Origin of the sequence: Bacillus sp. AFS012607, assembly GCF_002558005.1 — a bacterium.
Taxonomy (GTDB): domain Bacteria; phylum Bacillota; class Bacilli; order Bacillales; family Bacillaceae_G; genus Bacillus_A; species Bacillus_A thuringiensis_S.
Window position 1 is genome coordinate 90,440 of record NZ_NTVM01000013.1, and the last position, 17,853, is coordinate 108,292.

Below are 17,853 nucleotides of genomic sequence, written 5' to 3' on the forward strand. Positions count from 1 at the left end.
CCGCAATTGCGGAAGGTTTTTCTTATATAATCGCTTTAATTCCTTCTAACACTAATCCAATCATAAATCCGCAAACCGCCCCGTTCACTCGGATCCACTGCAAATCTTTACCGACATTATTTTCAATCATTTCGATTAACGTTTTATCGTCTAACTTATCAAGGTTTTCTTGTACAAGCTTACCAATTTTCGAATGGTTCTTCTCAATAAGATTCACAACTTGTTTTTGTAACCAATCTTCTATTTTTTGAACTGTCTGTTCATCTTCTTTTATTTTATTCATTTGTTTTTGTAAAAATGGAATAACATATTGATTAGCAAATTCTTCATTATTTACAAAAGCAACTGCTCTTTGTTGTACTTGCTCTAACATCTCTTTTATTTTGTCAGTAGCATTCCAATTCGCAATCCACTTTTCTTTCCAATTTTCTAATTCCTGTAATAAAGCTTCATTTTCTTTTACATTGATAATTTCTTGACGAATCTTCGCTAATATAAGTTGTCTTGTGCTATTATCAGCCTCTTGTAAGCTGTTAATATTACTAATGATAAACTTCTGCAAAATACCGCCAATTTTATCTTCATCTACAATATTCATAAATGATTTCAAAGTAAACTGCAAGAATCCATCTACTTTTATATTTTCCATCGCCTTCATACCTAAGCTACCGAGCTGGTAACGAGCTTCATCTTGCGCTGTCCAATCTTTTACCTTCACTAATATGTAATCAAGTGTCTTTTCATCATATTCTTGCACAACTAATTGATCAACAAGCACTTGTAAAATATTACTTGTATTGATTGTATGTAAATATGTTTTTAATTCTTTTTCAATAATAACAGCTAACTTTTCTGTATCTATTGTAACAATTGCTTTCTCTGCAATCGTTACAATCCCCTTTTTCACAGCATCAGACTGCATTTCTCTCTCAGCAATTTGCAGTACCATTTGTGCTAACTGCATCTCTTTTACTTTATTCGTAATACTTTCTTTCGTTAGCCATTCATTTTCTAACGTATGAATGAGCCCTTTCGTTACCCGTTTACGGTTTTTAGGTAACAAAGCTGTATGCGGAATTGGTATTCCCATCGGATGACGGAATAAAGCAGTAACCGCAAACCAATCCGCAAGTCCCCCAACCAATCCAGCTTCAAATCCACCTTGTATAATCTCTCCAGCTACCGTTCCTTGAAAAGGGATAGAAGCCGCAAAGCCGACACCCATAACCCCAAGCGAAATACCCGCTATATATTTAGTCTGTAATGACATCGTATACACATCCTCTTATTATGTAAAATAAAGCTTTTTTGTTATATTTATTCAATATTAGTTATCCTTTATATATACTATAAAGAACTATTGTGAAAATAACAAAGATTTTTATGTACATGAAAAAATGAGGCTACAACTAGCCTCATTTTTCTTATATCGTTAATTCCAAACCTTTCCTATAATATTCATTCATTACATCTTTAGGAACCATACTTCCACCCGTTCCCCACACAATATGAGTACCTTTTTTCACTTTCTCTGTTAACTGTTGCTTTTGTAAATACTCATCTTCTTTACACACTTTCACTGGCCCTATCATACCTGCTAGTGCAGAAGGCTCTAAATAAATATTCTCCGTATCAGCTAGTTCTTTTAACAATCTATATAACTCTTCATCGTTTACTGTATAATTTCCACTTAAAAATGGTTCCATCGTTTTCCCGACAAATCCAGACGGTCTTCCTACCGCAAGTCCATCCGCATCTGTTACATTATCAATTCCGATATCTTGAACGGCAATTTTGTCATGAAGGCCTGTCATTAAGCCGAGTAACATACATGGTGAGTGTGTTGGCTCTGCAAAGAAACAATGAACGTTGTCTTTATACAATAACTTTAAACCGAATGCTACTCCGCCAGGTCCTCCTCCTACTCCGCACGGAAGGTAAACAAATAAAGGGTGATCTTCATCTACTACAACCTCTAACTCTTCTAATTGCTTTTGTAATCGTGATGCTGCTACTGAGTATCCTAAAAATAGATCATGTGAGTTTTCATCGTCTACAAAATAACAGCTAGGATCCGCATCTGCCTGTCGTCTTCCTTCTTCTACTGCTTTGCTATAATCATCTTCATATTCAATAACGTTTACACCTTTACTTCTTAATAAACTTTTCTTCCATTCTTTTGCGTCTGCTGACATATGAACAGTTACATTAAAACCTAGATTCGCACTCATAATTCCTATGCTAAGTCCTAAATTCCCTGTAGAACCTACCGCAATTGAATACTTCGAGAAAAACTCTCTACATGTATCACTATCTAAAATGGAATAATCATCTTCTTCTGTTAACATTCCGTGCTGCAATGCTAGTTGCTCAGCATGTTTCAACACTTCATAAATGCCACCTCTAGCTTTAATTGATCCTGATATCGGGAGATGACTATCACATTTTAATAATAATTCTCCTAAAATAGGTTGCTTGTAATTTGTCTCTAAAGCTTCTTTCATAGAAGGTATTTTTACTAAAGGTGATTCGATTATGCCGTTAGTCCCTTTCGTTTCAGGAAAAACTTTCGCAATATATGGCGCAAAACGCTTTAATCTCTCTTCCGCATCTTTTACATTCTCTTCATTAAGTGGTGAATCTTTTATTGCCCTTTCATACTTTTCTATGTGTGGGTTTATCCAAAATACTTCTTTTGTTGCAATAAGTTTATTCACTAATGGGTATTCTGCTTGTAATGCCCCTATTTCTTTCATTTTGTTTCCTCCTTATATCCTTGTAGCTCACCATATAATAAATTATAATTAAATTAATTTTAATATAGTTTAACACAAATCGTTCACTTTAGTTAATTTTAATTTAATTTATTTAAATATAATTTAATAACCCTTGAGGAGATTTTCATTATGGAAAATATAGATATTGGTAAAAAAATTGAAAAACAAAGAAAAGAAAAAGGTTTAACTAGTAAAGAACTAGCAAAGATGGCCGATATTACACCATCTATGTTAAGTCAAATTGAGCGTGGGTCGGCTAACCCTTCTATTCAAACATTAAAAGTGCTTGCTAAAGCTCTTGATGTGCCAACATTTAGCTTTTTACTTGAAGATACAAATACAGACGATTTAATTGTACGTTCCCATAAACGAAAGAAAATGATTATCGATAATTTATCATATGAAATGCTTTCACCTGATTTCACTGGAAATTTAGCAACAGCAATTATGACCGTCCCGCCTAATACAGCTTCATCAGAAAATGTGCTAGAACATAAAGGAGAAGAATTAGCATTTGTCTTAGATGGGAAAATCACATTATATTTAAACGAGGAAGAATACGTATTAGAAACTGGTGACAGTGTAAAGATACCTGCTTATTTAAAGCATAAATGGGTGAATCATTTTGAAAAAAACGCGATAGTTTTATTTTCTGTTACTCCGCCGATTTTTTAATGTATAAATAAAAACAGGATGGTTCTTATAAAATGCGGATTATCCTGTTTTTATTAAATAAGAAAGTGAAATTTTTGTTAAAAACTTAACAGTTGGACCCAATCCGAACAATCCTCCTAAAAACATATTTACAACTGAAACTATCCCTCCCATTGATGCTAACGTATCATGAGTCAGATTCATCCCACCACTACCAGAGGCACTTGTAATATTCACATAAAAATAAGAAATACGTAAAAATTAATTGATTTTTCGGAATTTTGTTGAAAAATATGGTAAAATCACTCTTATACTTCTTCTATTTTGTTATTATAGAAATAATTAAATTAGGATACTTTTATCGGATGGGGGAATATATAATGAGTGTGTTATTAAAAGGGCATGAACAGATTGTCAACGAATTAAACATTTTATATCAAGTAATGGTAGCGGAGCAATTAATTGAAGCGAAACAATTAAAAGAAAAAATAGAGAAACAGATTAATAAAATTGAAGCTGATCAAAATCTATCGCTTTACTACTCCCTACTAAACTTTAAATATAAGGTCCTAACCGATTGGACAAACATTAAGTATGATACTTTTAGTCAAATTGTTCGTTTAGACAATCCAATAACTGAAGACTTTATTACTTATTATTATCACTTTTTTAAAGCTGAACATGCTACCATTATTGGAAATTATGATGAAGCAAAAAAAGAATACGAAAAAGCTGAATCCCTTTTAAAACATGTACCAGGCGAACTAGAAGAAGCTGAATATAAATATAAATTTGCTATATTTAATCACCATACAAACAAACCACTTACAGCAATCAATTATGCAAATCAAGCTAAAGAGATTTTCTCAAAATATCCACGTTATGAAATTAAAATAGCTCTATGCGAAAACATTTTAGGCTCATGTTCTGTTTATTTAAAACAATTCGAACAAGCCGAAGAGAACTATAATTCAGCAATCAATATTTTACAAAAGCTGAAAGACGATACACTAATCTTAAAAGTTCGAAATAACTTAGGTTGGCTCTACTCTTCTCAAAATCTATCAACCCTTGCTATTAGACATCTTACAATAGTTACAAACAAATTACCTAAACACCTAAAAGCCAATTTTCTACAAGCCAAAGAACATTTTATTTTAAATGAAAAAGAACTTGCAAACCATTGGGTTCAAAAAGGCTTAGAAATTTGTAATGAATTAAATAATCAAGAATATAAACACCATTTCACTATCTTAAAAACACAACACACTGGTATTCTAGACGACTTAGAAAACGCAATCATTGCAGGCACTACATATTTTAACAGTAAAGAATTATACGATTATGCACAAGAATATTACGAATTATTAGCAGTAGAATTTCATAAAGTGAATAAAATAGAGAAATCTCAAAAATATTTTTTCAAAACTTACGAAGCAAAACAAAAATTATTAACTAAGGAGGCACTAAGATAATGAAAAAGATTAGTTTAGCTATTTTAACCTTTACATGCATACTTGCTTTTGGATTTAATAATTTTACTGAAAGTCAACAAGCAAAACAACTTCCAAAATGGGATACAGATAAACAAGAAACACATGCAGACCTATAGAAACCTAAAAACCCCTAATAAAGGGGTTTTTAGATTTCTACAATATAATGATTTAGCATATGATGAAGAAATATGCTTATAAAAGATAGCCATACACAGATACTCTCTGTACATGGCTATTTTTTATTTTTTCGACACTAACAAAATCCCTAAACTAATAATACAAAAGCTCATTATTTGCTGTGCTGATAGACCAAACAGAACCGAATTTTGTTCACTAACAAGCGAAATAATGATTTGAGCAAACCCCTCAATAATTAGAAAAACACTTATATTCTTTCCATTTCCAAGCCTTTCATTTTTCATCCATAAAAAGCCCATTATACAAAGAGCAAGGATGATCTCATATACGAAAATAGGGTGATATAAAAGTTTAGATTCATATATTTTTATTCCCCATGGTAGTGTCGTTTGTGCGCCTACTTCATGATGTAATAGAAAATAAAAGATAATACTCACACACAGACTAAAAGGCAATACATCAAGTAAAATACGAAGCGAAAATTGCTCCTTTTTACTTTTCCAAACAATGTATACACTCGCAATTACGCATCCTACTACAATATGTTGCATACTCCCAACAGCTAATATTGCTTGCACTGGCGCCCCAAAAGCCCATACAGGATTTAAAATTACTGGCGCAAACTTCCATACAAATACGATGATAATAAAAGCATTTGTTACGGCATCCATCATTTTTTCATATGATACATTTTGATGCCTCATCTTTCGTTTCATCAACATAAATCCAAATAAACTTCCAATTATAAGAGATATGGGTTGTAACCTCACGATCCACTCCATCGTCACGAAATCTCCTTTTAATTCTCAATCAATTTCTTAAATTTCTTTTCTAATTGATCTGGTGGTAATACACCTCGTACATGATCTACTATGATTCCATCTTTATTAACAAAAAATGTCGTCGGTAAAGAGAATACTTTATAATCTAGTCCAGCTACTCCGTCCATATCTAGTAGAACAGGAAACTCAAACCCATAGCGATTAGCAAATGCGCTTGCTTCTTGTACTGGGTCACTAACAGTTGCATTCACCGCAAAAATTTCAACATCCTTTTTATATTTATCATACATATGAACTAAGTCAGGTGCCTCCATTTCACACGGCCCACACCATGATGCCCAAAAATTAATAATATACGGTTTTCCCTTGGCATCATTTAACGACTGCAACTTTCCGTCTAATCCTTTTAATGTGATGCCAGGTGCTTTAAAACCTACTTGTGGTAATACTTCTTTCTCTTGTAACTCTGCTTGCTTTGCTTTTCTTTCCTTTTCTTCTTTCTTTGAATTATAAAAGTTAACCCCCGCCCAAACGAGAGCACCTACTAGTATAATAGCAATTAGTTTCTTCACTTTTCTTCCTCCTCATTTTTAAAAGCCTGTAAATCCACCGAATAGACGAATAAAGAATGCTGTAATTTTCGTCATTTGATTTGTATACAATAAAATACCTGTTACAATCATCATTCCACCGCCAATTTTCATCATGACATTCGCATATGTAACAATCCATTTTACCTTCCCAATAAAGAATGCCATCACGAAAAATGGAACCGCAAACCCAAGAGTATACGCTGTAATATAAAGAAGTGCCCCTTCAGGATTCGTCGCGCCAAGCATGAGTACAGCTGAAAATATCGGTCCAACACATGGCGTCCAACCCGCTGCATATGTCATACCGACTAAAATCGAGCGAATATATCCAGTCGATTTACTTCTATACTGCACCTTTTTCTCTGCCATAAGCCACTTAGGCTGAAACAAGCCCGTCATAAATAGCCCCATTAAAACAATAAAAATCCCACCAATTTGTTGAATCAATTTTTGGTTAGATGAAAATGTTATTCCAATCCAGCTTACCGATAAACCTAACGCGTAAAATATAACCGAAAATCCGATCATAAAAAATATGGTATGTATAATCGCTGATTTTTGCATAATCCCACGATTTTCTTTTAAATCTTGGATAGACACACCTGTAATATAAGATAAATAAGATGGATATAACGGTAAAGAGCACGGTGATATAAATGACAATACTCCCGCCCCAGCCACAAGCCAAATTGTTAAATCTGCTGCATTCATTTTATTCCCCCTAAAACACTACAATAAGTAGTGTTTATTCTTAAAAAAAAGAGGCTATATGCACTCTCCGACAATAAGTACAACCGACATACAGAATAAACCTACTGTTACATATACCGAATTCGTATGTAACGGAATAGTAAGCTTAACAACCTTTTCATTTAACACTTGCTCGATTCGTAAATTTATTGCTGTTTTTGCAAATGAAGCGGTAACACATCGATTTTCCATTGTCTTTATTTTAATTAATTTTAATAACGCGCTACCTAACTCAAATGAAGATTCCATTTTTTGCATCGCATATTTATCAGCAGCTAGCTCCTGATACGTATGATATCGCTGTAACAACCCTTTTAATATCGGGATGTACATCATTCCTTCTGCTAATAACGTAAAACAAAATAATTTTAGCGGATCCCAATTCTTTTGATGATATTCTTCATGGAAAATAATTGCATCAATTTCTTCATCTGAAAACGTCTGAAGCAAACCTTCCGACATGACAACTTTCGGACGGAATAATCCAATTGTAAATGCCGCAACTTCCGTAGTCGGCAATATATATATTTGTTTTCCTTTTCGGATGAAAGGGATAAGTACTTTTTGTAATTTTTTACTATAGAAAAATTGTCGCCAAATTCTTTTGCACACGATTAATATAGTAAGTAATAATAATCCAGCGATTATAATACGAATCAGCGATAATTCTTTCATATGTTTTTCTAACTGGAACAAGCAAAAATTTGAAAGAAAGAACATCTTATTTTGAAACAGAAATGGATATGTAACGTAATACACTAACATACTGAAAAAGAGGGTACTAACAATTACTGCTAACAATACGATTTTACGCATTTGCCATTTCATTTCATTAATCCTCTTTTTTTAACTGACTCAATTTGTCTTCTAACTTTTTTATTAAAGTCGGATCAGCCTGCTCTAACTCATCTAACATATGATTTACAACTAAATCTCCAAATTCCCCCATCAATTCCTGTGTCATTTTCTTCGTTTGCTTGGATAAGAATTCTTCTTTTGTTTGTACAGCACGATATATGCCACTTCTTTTTACAATCTGTTTTTCTAAGTGTAACTTCTCTACTAACCTGTTCATAACTGTCATAACAGTGTTAAAATTCACAGGCGATTCTTCACTTAATTTCTGCTGCACTTCTTTAATCGTAATACCTTTGTTAGACCAAACAATCTCCATAATTTTCGCTTCAAGCGGTCCAAAGAAATGATTTAACCCGTGCTCATTTAATTTATAGTTTTGAGTAAACATAGTATGACTCCTTTCACACTACGAATTGTAGTACAAATTAAATAAAAGGTCAAACACGAATGAGATACACTAAAATTCACTACTTATAAATACGTACGCCATTCCATTAATTATAAGCCTAACTTATCTCCAAATGTATCAAAAAGATACTGCTCTAATATTTGTACACTAAACTTCTCATTACGCCCAAGTGCAAATAATTCCCGATCTTTCGCTACGATAGTATCTAACGGAATAGCTACATTATCCACTATTTTTGTAATTTCAATTATATTACTTTTTACATTTACTTCTGTTTTAAATTCAACATTTTCTAACACTATATGTGAACGTCTTCCTGATGCAAAAAAAGTAAAATTAGGATTTTTAACAACGCCAATTTCAGTCTCTAACGCATATAAATAGTGAAAAATTACATCTCTGTGCCCATCTTTTATTATTTTTTCATCCTTCTCATCGTCTAAGTATTCTTTCAGCTTCGTTGTAAATTCAAATCGAAAATCCACTTTTTTCACGCTCCTTCTTTGTATTTCATATTAAATAAATATATTGAAATAATTTTACCATATTGTAATACAACTTCCTATTAAAAGTAAAAACTGTTTTGGAAAATCGCTATTATTTCCGATTTCCTTTTAAAATATAAATATAAATTCAATATGAATTAATACTTCATTATATCTATTTAAACATATTTTTTCCATTTTTTGAAACATTAGTATGAAATACTATATATCAATGAATGGTTTCTAATTCACTGATATATATAATCAGTGTTTTCTTTACTATTCCGATATACTTAAGCTACATTTTCTAATTATTGATTACATTACAGAAGGAATGTAACTCTCTTCTATCGAATTTTTATATAACAAAAATGATTAGGTGGTGCTTTACTATGAAATTAGCTGTCATTGGTGGCGGTGATTTACAAGATTCAAATCACTTGCCTATTAATGAACGCCTTATAGAATTAACAAATAAACAGTATCCAAAAGTATTGTTTATTCCAACGGCAAGTCATGATGATGAAAGCTATATAAAATTATTTTTAGACACGTTTGAAAAACAATTACATTGTGAAGTACAAATTTTACGTACTACAACAGATTCACCTTCTAAGTATGAAATAGACGAGATGATTCATTCAGCCGATTTAATTTATCTAGGTGGCGGGAATTATATTCACATGTTTACGCAATGGAAAGAACATAGACTCGATGAAAAATTATTATTGGCTCTGCAACAAGGAACACTTATTGCTGGTTATAGCGCTGGTGCTATGTGTTGGTTCACGTCTAGTATCCGATCAGATTATGAAGGTTCTGGTTATATAGAGAGTAACGGATGGGGGATTGTTAATAAAAGATTTTGTCCACATTATAATCAATTAAATAGAATGAACGCCTTCCATTCCTTTTTACAAAATCATCAAGGGAATATAGAAGGAATTGCACTGGAGGATAATTGCGCTTTATATATTACAGAGGAATCCTTTGAGATTATCGGTGAACCAGAAAAAGCGTGGGAGTTTTATATGAGTGATAAAACACTCATTAGACAACATTTTGATATAACTTTAAAAAGCTATTTGTAAACCTGCACCTACAAAAAAATGTCCCTAAGTCAAATAACTTAGAGACATTTTTTCTATTTAACTAACTAATCGTGTAATTCGTTTCTTTTGCCATGAAAGCTTATAATATGCATACTGTAGTATTAAGCTGACAATAAATGCTGCTGGATACCCGATCCAGATCCCTTCTATTCCAAGACTTGTATGGTAAGAAAGATAATATGCTACGGGTACTTCCACAAGCCAAATTGAAACAACTCCAATAACAGTTGGCCAAAGTACTGTACCACTCGCTCGCATTGTCGCACTAATAATTTGTGCATGACCGAAAATTAAATAACTCCATAACGTAATCATAACTAAGCTATGAGCAATTTCAATTGTAGTTTGACTCGTTAAAAATAGTGATAAAATGTCTCTTGAGAATAAGTAAATAAGAGCTATTAACACACCACCGATGACGTAGTTCATAATAATTCCGACCTTCACAACTTTCTGCAATCGATCAAATTGATTCGCCCCAATTGATTGTGCTGCAAAAATAGAAACTGTAATACCAAGGCTAACTGCTGGCATTTGTACATAACTTGCAACTTGATTCACAACTCCGTAAGCAGCTGTTGCATCCGAACCGTAACGATTTACAAACGCGATTACAGCAATTTCAGATAATGAAACTAATATCATATTAATACTCGCTGGAATACCGAGCCTTAGCAATAGCTTTAATAACTCCCCATCCATTCGAAGGTATTTTCTAACCGTGCTATCTAGTTGTAATGGGTGATTTTTCTTCTTTAAATACAAAAGCATGACAATAAACGTAATAACTGTAGATATAACAGAGGCATAGGCTGCTCCATACACATCTAATTTCGGAGCTCCTAACCATCCAAAAATAAGAATTGGTAATAAGATCATATTTAGCGCTGTACTTACAATTAAAAAGTAAAATGGCGTTTTAGAATCTCCTGTACCTCTCATAAATGTTGTGTATGCGAAATATAAAAATAATACTGGCATCGATATAAATAAAATTCGTGCATAATGTACACTTATTTCAATAATATTTTCTGGCGTTCCCATTAGACGCATAATATCCATCGCAAAAATACTGCCTATTATCGCCAACACAACTCCAATAATAAAGGTAAATGTCAGCGTCGTACCAACGATAGCTTTTAAACGATCTTCGTTTTTAGCACCAAACGCCTGACCAATTAAAATAGAGCTTCCTGAACCGATACCAATTACAAATGAAACGAGCAAGAAAAATAATGGGAAGAATGCTGATATAGCCGCTAAATCATTAACTCCAAGCCATCTTCCTACTACTACCATACCAAATAATTGTCCAACTGATTGTAGTACATTACTTAATAATAATGGTACTAAAAACATCGACATCGATTTCCAAATCGGTTTACTCTCACTTTCCAACTTATGTGACTCCGCACCTTCTTTATTGTTATCTGCAGGTGGTTTCAAATTTCATTTCTCCTTTTATTAAAAATCAATTTTCAATATCTATCTCTTTGTATAGTTGTTATAATACTGTGCTTCTATTCACTTTCTTTTCGTATGATTATAACTTCACCCAATATTGACTTCCATCGGCTGTTCGATCTAAAAATCCATACTCGATTAAATATCTTCTTAAAGTTACGAAATCAGGGTATACATTTTCTATCACTGTATTTACTTCTTTTTCAGTATACTTTTTATTACTATCAAACTTCTTTACTAAATGACGTAATATAATTAATTTACGCTTTTGTTTTTTCGGAAATTTAGAAAGAGGTCCATCTAATCCTTCTGTAAAATGAGCTTTTAATACTTCATCATTTTCTTCTTCCGTAATATTGTATCGATCATCCACCATCGTTGCTGTTCTATGAATTGGTACAAATTTCGTTTGTACTTTTGATTTTTCTTCTGATAATTCCATTAGAGCTAAAAATACTTTTGCTTGCTTCATTTTCTCTCGCAGTGTAAATCGATGATTACGAATTGTTGATGTACTTCCGCCATCCAACTCTTTTACAATTTCTTTATCATTCAGTCCCATATGGAAAAACTGAACCATTTTCTTTTGTAAATCCGTTAAACCAGTAAATTTCTTATCCATATTTAACAAATAATCAAACATAGACGTATGCTCATTTTGAATATGCAATCGGACGAACTTCTCTGCTTCATACAAAACTTGATTATCTTGATAAATAACACCTTTAATAAATGTTTCACCACAAGCTAAGCAAATGTACTCCTCTTTTTCTCCATCAAACACATACCCTTTCTTTAATTCCTCTATTGACGCATCCCAAAACTTCTCTGAAATACCACTCATACTAAACACTCCTTCAAAATGTTTATTCAAAAACCAAACAAATCACTATAACGTTTATTACCACTTCACCATCTTATCATAACACAAACAAACATTTCAACATTTCGTTTACCCATTTTATAAACTTTTATAAAAACATCTACCGAAAGGGTTTAATACAACGAAAAGCGAATGTGTTTATAGAAATTCATTTTATATGATGTGGATTAGAACATGGATATTCTTCAAGACTCTTGGTTTACCGTTAAGCAAATTGCACAGAATACATATGCGATTAGTGAATATGGAACCGGTATTCATCCATTACAAAACTTCAGTATTCAATTTCAACTACAAAAAAGATGTTTCCGTATAAGAAAACACCTTTTACTTTTTATCCCACATTTAAGGGCAGTAAGACTCCCACATCAAAATTCAGCGGAAGCAAAGAAGTTAAATGAGGGCGGGCTGCCCTTAAAAGCCCGATTGGTGAGGGCTAATAATCAGTTGATTAAAGTTTCAATTTATATATTCTATTTACAGTCTCTACTAAAACCTTACTTGCTTGTACAAATGTATGCTTTCGATTTCTATCTTCAACAAATTTATTAGCACAACTACTCATAATCATCATACAACTAATTATGACTAACACTATCTTTCTATTCTTGTAAGTCACTTCATGTCACTCCACTATTACAAAACTTCTTTTGAATTTATCCTATCAAGAAATTTTACATGAATAATAAAACGTGTGAATATGCAATTCTGCATATTCACACGTTTTATCAAAATGTTATGATTTAATTTAGTTAAAGAACAAGTATACCGAGGTGACTAACTTGAAATTTAAAGCGAAAAAAAATCCATTCCACGTCATTTTCATTACATTATTTCTAATTATTTTTTTCGTTTCGTTATTCTTCCAAAATGAAAATTCTATTTTTTTCACTCTCATGATGCTATTAAATATCGTGAATCTTTCTTCATTCTATTTCTCTCACTACAACGTAACGGAATCATCTCTTGTTGTAAAACACGGTTTCATACTTCGTACTGAAATCCCATTTAAAGACATTCGCCATATTAAGTACTCTGGCAAAAAACTTCGTTCAAAAAAATGGACTAGGCAACAATTAGAAATTAATTATAATTTATTTGACTCAGTGACCACTTTCGTACCACAAGAAGAAGAAAAATTCATTTCACTCTTAAAAGAGAACTGCCCACAGATGAAAGTAATGAATACGCCTGCTAACAAATAATATATTTTGAAGCTTGCAGTATTGCAAGTAGATGAAACATAAAAATGAACATCAAAAAAGCCAAGATTCTATACTAAGAACCTTGGCTTTTTCTATTACTCTTTTGGAGCAATCATTTTCTTTGGATCTACAATTTCATCAAATTGCCCTTCTGTTAGTAGCCCAGATTGCAATGCTGCTTCTTTTAAAGTTAATCCCTCTTTATGAGCATACTTCGCAATTTTCGCTGCATTTTCATATCCGATATGTGGGTTTAGCGCTGTTACAAGCATTAGTGAACGATTCACATTTTCATTAATTACTTCTTCATCTGCTTCAATACCAACTGCACAATTGTCATTAAACGAAACAATTGCATCCGCTAATAAGTGAGCTGATTGTAAGAAGTTATAAGCAATAACAGGTTTAAATACGTTTAACTCAAAGTTACCTTGGCTCGCAGCAAATCCGATTGTTGCATCATTCCCCATCACTTGCGCTACAACCATCGTTAATGCTTCACTTTGCGTTGGATTTACTTTACCTGGCATAATAGAGCTTCCTGGTTCATTGGCTGGAATAATAATTTCTCCAAGACCACTACGTGGACCACTTGCAAGCCAACGTACATCGTTAGCGATCTTCATTAGATCTGCAGCTAATGCTTTTAATGCACCGTGAGTATATACAACTTCATCATGGCTCGTTAATGCATGGAACTTATTTGGTGCAGAAACAAATTGTTTACCTGTAAATTGACTAATTTCCTCTGATACCATCTCACCAAATTTAGGATGAGCATTAATACCTGTTCCAACCGCAGTTCCACCAATTGCTAACTCTTTCATATATGTATTGCTCTCTGCAATCATACGCTCTGTTTTTTCAAGCATACGGTGCCATCCGCTAATTTCTTGCCCTAAAGTTAACGGTGTTGCATCTTGTAAATGTGTACGACCAATTTTTATAATATGTTCAAATGCAGTTACTTTTTCTGCTAAAGTTCCTTTTAATTTCCTGATTGCTGGTAATACGTGATTTTCTACTGCGATTACACAAGCTACATGGAGCGCCGTTGGAAATGTATCATTTGAACTTTGTGACATGTTCACATCATCATTTGGATGAATATGTACGTCAGATCCATTCTCTTTCAAAATTTGATTCCCACGATTTGCAATTACTTCATTCACATTCATGTTTGACTGTGTACCACTACCTGTTTGCCATACGACAAGCGGAAAATGTTCATTCCATTTCCCTGCAATCACTTCATCAGCAGCTTCTACAATTGCTTCTGCTTTTTCTTCTGATAACTTTCCTAATTTTTGATTGCTAAGCGCTGCACTCTTCTTTAAAATTGCAAATGCTTTTACAATTTCAAGCGGCATTTGCTCTGTTCCAATTGGAAAGTTTTCTTTACTACGTTGTGTTTGTGCTGCCCATAATTTATCAGCTGGAACTTTTATTTCTCCTAATGTATCTCTTTCAATTCTGTACTCCATGTTTTCATCCCCTTGAAAATATAATACCTACATCTCTTATAATAACAGACTTTTTCTTAAATGATAAGAATTCTCACTCTTATATATAGATATTTTATATTTATTTTAAAAAATTCCTCTTGACCTAAACTTAAGTTTAGGCTGTATCCTTTCCATTGTAACCTACTATAACACTACTGGAGGAATTCAATATGAAAAAATATGCTTTTATAACAGGTGCGAATAAAGGAATTGGATATGAACTTGTTCGTCAATTAGCAGAAAAAAATTATCACGTATTTTTAGGTGCTCGTAATGAACAACTTGGACAACAAGCCGTAGACTCTTTAAATGTTTCAAACGTTTCCTATATTCAAGTAGATATTTCAAATTCACAATCCATTCAAGAAGCAACAAAGAAAATTCACGAAACGACTGACCATTTACATTTATTAATTAATAACGCAGGCATTGCATTAGACTTCAATACGCTACCTAGTGAATTAAATATTGAAACTTTACGCCAAGGATTTGAAGTTAACTTTTTTGGAACTTTCCAAATGATACAAGCCTTTTTACCATTATTAAAGAATTCAAGCAACAGTAAAATACTAAATGTAACAACTGACATGGCCTCACTAACAATGTTTGCTAATGGTGAAACACATCCAAAACTGCTATTAATGCTTTAACATTAGCTTTTAGTAAAGAATTTGCTACTAACGGTCCAGAAGTATTTGGGATAACTCCTGGTTTTACAACTACTGATCTTAATGGAAATTCCCCTGGTGGCCATACAACTATTGAAAGTGCTAAAATTATTATTAAATATGCATTAAGTGAAACAAACTATAATGGTAAAATACTAAATAAAAATGGCATTATACCTTGGTAACAAAAGGATGAATGATATGTATTATACAATTGGGCAAGTCGCCAAAATGCAACACTTAACTATTTCTCAAATACGTTATTATGATAAACAAGGACTGTTCCCTTTTCTGCAAAGAAATGAAAAAGGAGATCGAGCTTTTGATGAAGAAGCACTCAAATACTTAGAAATGATTTTGTGTTTAAAAAACACTGGTATGCCTATTCAAAAAATAAAACAATTTATCGACTGGTCTATGGAAGGAGAATCTACCATCTTTCAACGGTTGGAATTAATGAAACAACAAGAGACCAATGTCTTACAGCTCATCCAAGACACTGAAAAAAAACTTAAAAAAGATACAACAAAAAATTGCTAAATATGAGAATGAAGTAACTTCAGCAGATGCTATTACAAAATAAAAAATCACCTTCTACATATTGTAGAAGGTGATTTTTATTTTATGATGCTTGCTTTCCTTTATCTGCATCATCTACATACCAGATGAATTTGCCTGTATATCCGTAAATAACTGCTAAAATTAACGATACGAAGCTTAACCACATAAACGGAACGTATGAGAACGTTGCTACACCTAAAATACCCGCCATAAAAATACCATTATCAGACCATGGAACCATACCTGAAGTTAACGTTCCACCTACTTCTGAGTTACGCGCTAATACACGACGGTCTATTTTTAATTTATCATAGCTATCTTCCATAATTTTTGGTGTTAAAATTAGTGATACATACATCGCACAACCAAATATATTAGCTAAGAATGCCACGATTAATGTAGACAATGTTACATTACCTGCAGAATTTAATTTCTTCTCAAATTTTGATACGATTACTTTTAAAACACCTAGTTTTTCAAGTAATCCACCAAATCCTAAACCGAAAATAATAACAGCTACTGAGCCAAGCATGCCGTTAATTCCACCACGGTTTAATAACTTGTCAACAAACTCAACACCAGATTGAATTGAGAATCCGTTATAAGCTGTTCCAATCGCCTCTCCAAAGTTCATCCCTTGGAAAAGAGTTGCCCAAATTGCACCAATTAAAGCTCCCATTGCAATTGTTGGCATAGACGGTTTCTTCATCGCTAATAGAACGATAACAATGACCGCTGGAATAAGCATCCATATTTTAATATCAAATTGCTTTAATAAAGCTTCTTTTAAAAATTCTACTCGATTCAAATCTACATTATCGCCGCCATACATCCAACCAGCTACAGTAAACATAATACTAGTAATAATATAAGCTGGAACATCTAATACGAGCATAGCTCGAACGTGAGCAATAACATCTACTTTCGCCATAGAAGCTGCAAGAACTGTGCTATCAGAAAGTGGTGATAATTTGTCGCCGAAATAAGCTCCTGAAAGAACTGCACCAGCAACAAGCGGAAGTGGTAAACCAAGTCCTTCACCAATCGCCATCATAGCAATACCTGCTGTTCCCACTGTTCCCCAAGACGTTCCTGTTGCGATAGAAGTTATAGAACAAATAATTAATGTTGCTAATAGGAATATGCTAGGGTGAATAAATTCTAATCCATAATAGATTAATGTTGGTACTACCCCACCAGCAATCCACGTTCCAATTAAAGCACCTACTGCAACTAAAATCAGTATTGCTTCTAATCCGTTAGAAATCCCTTTCGTAATTGCATCTTGCAATTCTTGATAACGAAATCCTAATCTTAATCCAAGCGCAATTACTAAAAACCATGAAATAAATAGCGCTAATTGAATTGGGAGATCAAAAATCGTTTGGAAGGAAAAGACAACAGCAAGAAATAGTAATAAAAGAACTATGATTTCTAGCATCGATGGTAATCTTACACTTTTCATTTTTTTCTCTCCTTACAAGTCGATAACATGACGTATGTCGTCTTACAT

The 17,853-nt window shown here is 33.0% G+C and carries 19 protein-coding genes and 2 pseudogenes; 8 read left to right on the plus strand and 13 right to left on the minus strand.

The features are described from left to right. Positions 1-22: 22 nt before the first annotated feature. A complete protein-coding gene (locus tag CN409_RS17080; protein ID WP_000058309.1) occupies positions 23-1,270 on the minus strand; it encodes a DUF445 domain-containing protein in 1,248 nt (415 codons plus the stop codon). A 154-nt stretch (positions 1,271-1,424) separates the two neighbouring features. Further along, positions 1,425-2,756, minus strand: coding sequence for a D-serine ammonia-lyase (locus CN409_RS17085; protein ID WP_000658546.1), 1,332 nt, complete (start codon positions 2,754-2,756; stop codon positions 1,425-1,427). A 150-nt stretch (positions 2,757-2,906) separates the two neighbouring features. On the opposite strand from CN409_RS17085, the gene CN409_RS17090 reads away from it, so the two are divergent. Continuing rightward, on the plus strand, positions 2,907-3,452 hold the full coding sequence (locus CN409_RS17090) for a helix-turn-helix domain-containing protein (RefSeq protein WP_000427637.1): 546 nt from the start codon (positions 2,907-2,909) through the stop codon (positions 3,450-3,452). A gap of 39 nt (positions 3,453-3,491) precedes the next feature. Here the strand turns inward: CN409_RS17090 and CN409_RS17095 are convergent, their stop codons facing one another. Next, entirely contained in the window at positions 3,492-3,668 is a 177-nt protein-coding gene (locus CN409_RS17095; RefSeq protein WP_003309331.1) for a hypothetical protein, read from the minus strand. Between the two features lie 143 nt (positions 3,669-3,811). Between CN409_RS17095 and CN409_RS17100 the strand changes: the two genes are divergently transcribed. Both CN409_RS17100 and CN409_RS31890 read left to right on the plus strand, forming a co-directional pair. Beyond that, complete coding sequence (locus tag CN409_RS17100; protein WP_000114844.1) at positions 3,812-4,906, plus strand: response regulator aspartate phosphatase; 1,095 nt, start codon at positions 3,812-3,814, stop codon at positions 4,904-4,906. Then, complete coding sequence (locus CN409_RS31890; protein ID WP_000724012.1) at positions 4,906-5,043, plus strand: hypothetical protein; 138 nt, start codon at positions 4,906-4,908, stop codon at positions 5,041-5,043. The genes CN409_RS17100 and CN409_RS31890 overlap by 1 nt, the downstream gene beginning before the upstream one ends. A gap of 123 nt (positions 5,044-5,166) precedes the next feature. Here CN409_RS31890 and CN409_RS17105 read toward each other — a convergent pair whose 3' ends face one another. The 6 genes from CN409_RS17105 to CN409_RS17130 all read right to left on the minus strand — a co-directional run bounded on the left by CN409_RS17105 (position 5,167) and on the right by CN409_RS17130 (position 8,942). Then, entirely contained in the window at positions 5,167-5,847 is a 681-nt protein-coding gene (locus CN409_RS17105) for a prolipoprotein diacylglyceryl transferase family protein (RefSeq protein WP_097981813.1), read from the minus strand. Positions 5,848-5,864: 17 nt separating this feature from the next. After that, positions 5,865-6,419 carry a TlpA family protein disulfide reductase gene (locus tag CN409_RS17110; protein ID WP_000733184.1) on the minus strand — a complete coding sequence of 185 codons (555 nt, stop codon included), beginning with the start codon at positions 6,417-6,419 and terminating at the stop codon, positions 5,865-5,867. Positions 6,420-6,437: 18 nt separating this feature from the next. Then, positions 6,438-7,151, minus strand: a complete 714-nt coding sequence (gene ccdA, locus CN409_RS17115) for a cytochrome c-type biogenesis protein CcdA (protein ID WP_000990435.1) — start codon at positions 7,149-7,151, stop codon at positions 6,438-6,440. 54 nt (positions 7,152-7,205) lie between these two features. Continuing rightward, positions 7,206-8,018: a M56 family metallopeptidase gene (locus CN409_RS17120; protein WP_000871954.1), complete on the minus strand. Its 813-nt coding sequence runs from the start codon at positions 8,016-8,018 to the stop codon at positions 7,206-7,208. A 4-nt stretch (positions 8,019-8,022) separates the two neighbouring features. Next, positions 8,023-8,436 carry a BlaI/MecI/CopY family transcriptional regulator gene (locus CN409_RS17125; RefSeq protein WP_000495050.1) on the minus strand — a complete coding sequence of 138 codons (414 nt, stop codon included), beginning with the start codon at positions 8,434-8,436 and terminating at the stop codon, positions 8,023-8,025. Between the two features lie 110 nt (positions 8,437-8,546). Beyond that, entirely contained in the window at positions 8,547-8,942 is a 396-nt protein-coding gene (locus CN409_RS17130; protein WP_000347524.1) for a DUF3942 family protein, read from the minus strand. A gap of 392 nt (positions 8,943-9,334) precedes the next feature. Here CN409_RS17130 and CN409_RS17135 point away from each other — a divergent pair, with 392 nt between their 5' ends. Then, entirely contained in the window at positions 9,335-10,033 is a 699-nt protein-coding gene (locus tag CN409_RS17135) for a peptidase E (RefSeq protein ID WP_000762125.1), read from the plus strand. Positions 10,034-10,090: 57 nt separating this feature from the next. Here CN409_RS17135 and CN409_RS17140 read toward each other — a convergent pair whose 3' ends face one another. Next, on the minus strand, positions 10,091-11,500 hold the full coding sequence (locus CN409_RS17140) for an MATE family efflux transporter (protein ID WP_000804121.1): 1,410 nt from the start codon (positions 11,498-11,500) through the stop codon (positions 10,091-10,093). Between the two features lie 97 nt (positions 11,501-11,597). Continuing rightward, positions 11,598-12,362 carry a DUF2087 domain-containing protein gene (locus CN409_RS17145; protein ID WP_000014491.1) on the minus strand — a complete coding sequence of 255 codons (765 nt, stop codon included), beginning with the start codon at positions 12,360-12,362 and terminating at the stop codon, positions 11,598-11,600. Positions 12,363-12,575: 213 nt separating this feature from the next. Between CN409_RS17145 and CN409_RS31895 the strand changes: the two genes are divergently transcribed. Together CN409_RS31895 and CN409_RS17155 are read left to right on the plus strand one after the other, a co-directional pair. Then, a complete protein-coding gene (locus CN409_RS31895) occupies positions 12,576-12,953 on the plus strand; it encodes a hypothetical protein (RefSeq protein WP_002162860.1) in 378 nt (125 codons plus the stop codon). Between the two features lie 230 nt (positions 12,954-13,183). Continuing rightward, positions 13,184-13,606, plus strand: coding sequence for a PH domain-containing protein (locus CN409_RS17155; protein ID WP_000669083.1), 423 nt, complete (start codon positions 13,184-13,186; stop codon positions 13,604-13,606). Between the two features lie 95 nt (positions 13,607-13,701). Here the strand turns inward: CN409_RS17155 and fumC are convergent, their stop codons facing one another. Beyond that, complete coding sequence (fumC, locus tag CN409_RS17160) at positions 13,702-15,090, minus strand: class II fumarate hydratase (protein ID WP_000456612.1); 1,389 nt, start codon at positions 15,088-15,090, stop codon at positions 13,702-13,704. 191 nt (positions 15,091-15,281) lie between these two features. Here fumC and CN409_RS17165 point away from each other — a divergent pair. Next, positions 15,282-15,964 (plus strand): annotated as a pseudogene (locus CN409_RS17165) (SDR family NAD(P)-dependent oxidoreductase). A 16-nt stretch (positions 15,965-15,980) separates the two neighbouring features. Continuing rightward, positions 15,981-16,362: pseudogene (locus tag CN409_RS17170) on the plus strand (MerR family transcriptional regulator). 39 nt (positions 16,363-16,401) lie between these two features. On the opposite strand, the gene nhaC reads toward CN409_RS17170, so the two are convergent. Further along, positions 16,402-17,805: a Na+/H+ antiporter NhaC gene (gene nhaC, locus CN409_RS17175; RefSeq protein ID WP_000843986.1), complete on the minus strand. Its 1,404-nt coding sequence runs from the start codon at positions 17,803-17,805 to the stop codon at positions 16,402-16,404. Between the last annotated feature and the right edge of the window lie 48 nt (positions 17,806-17,853).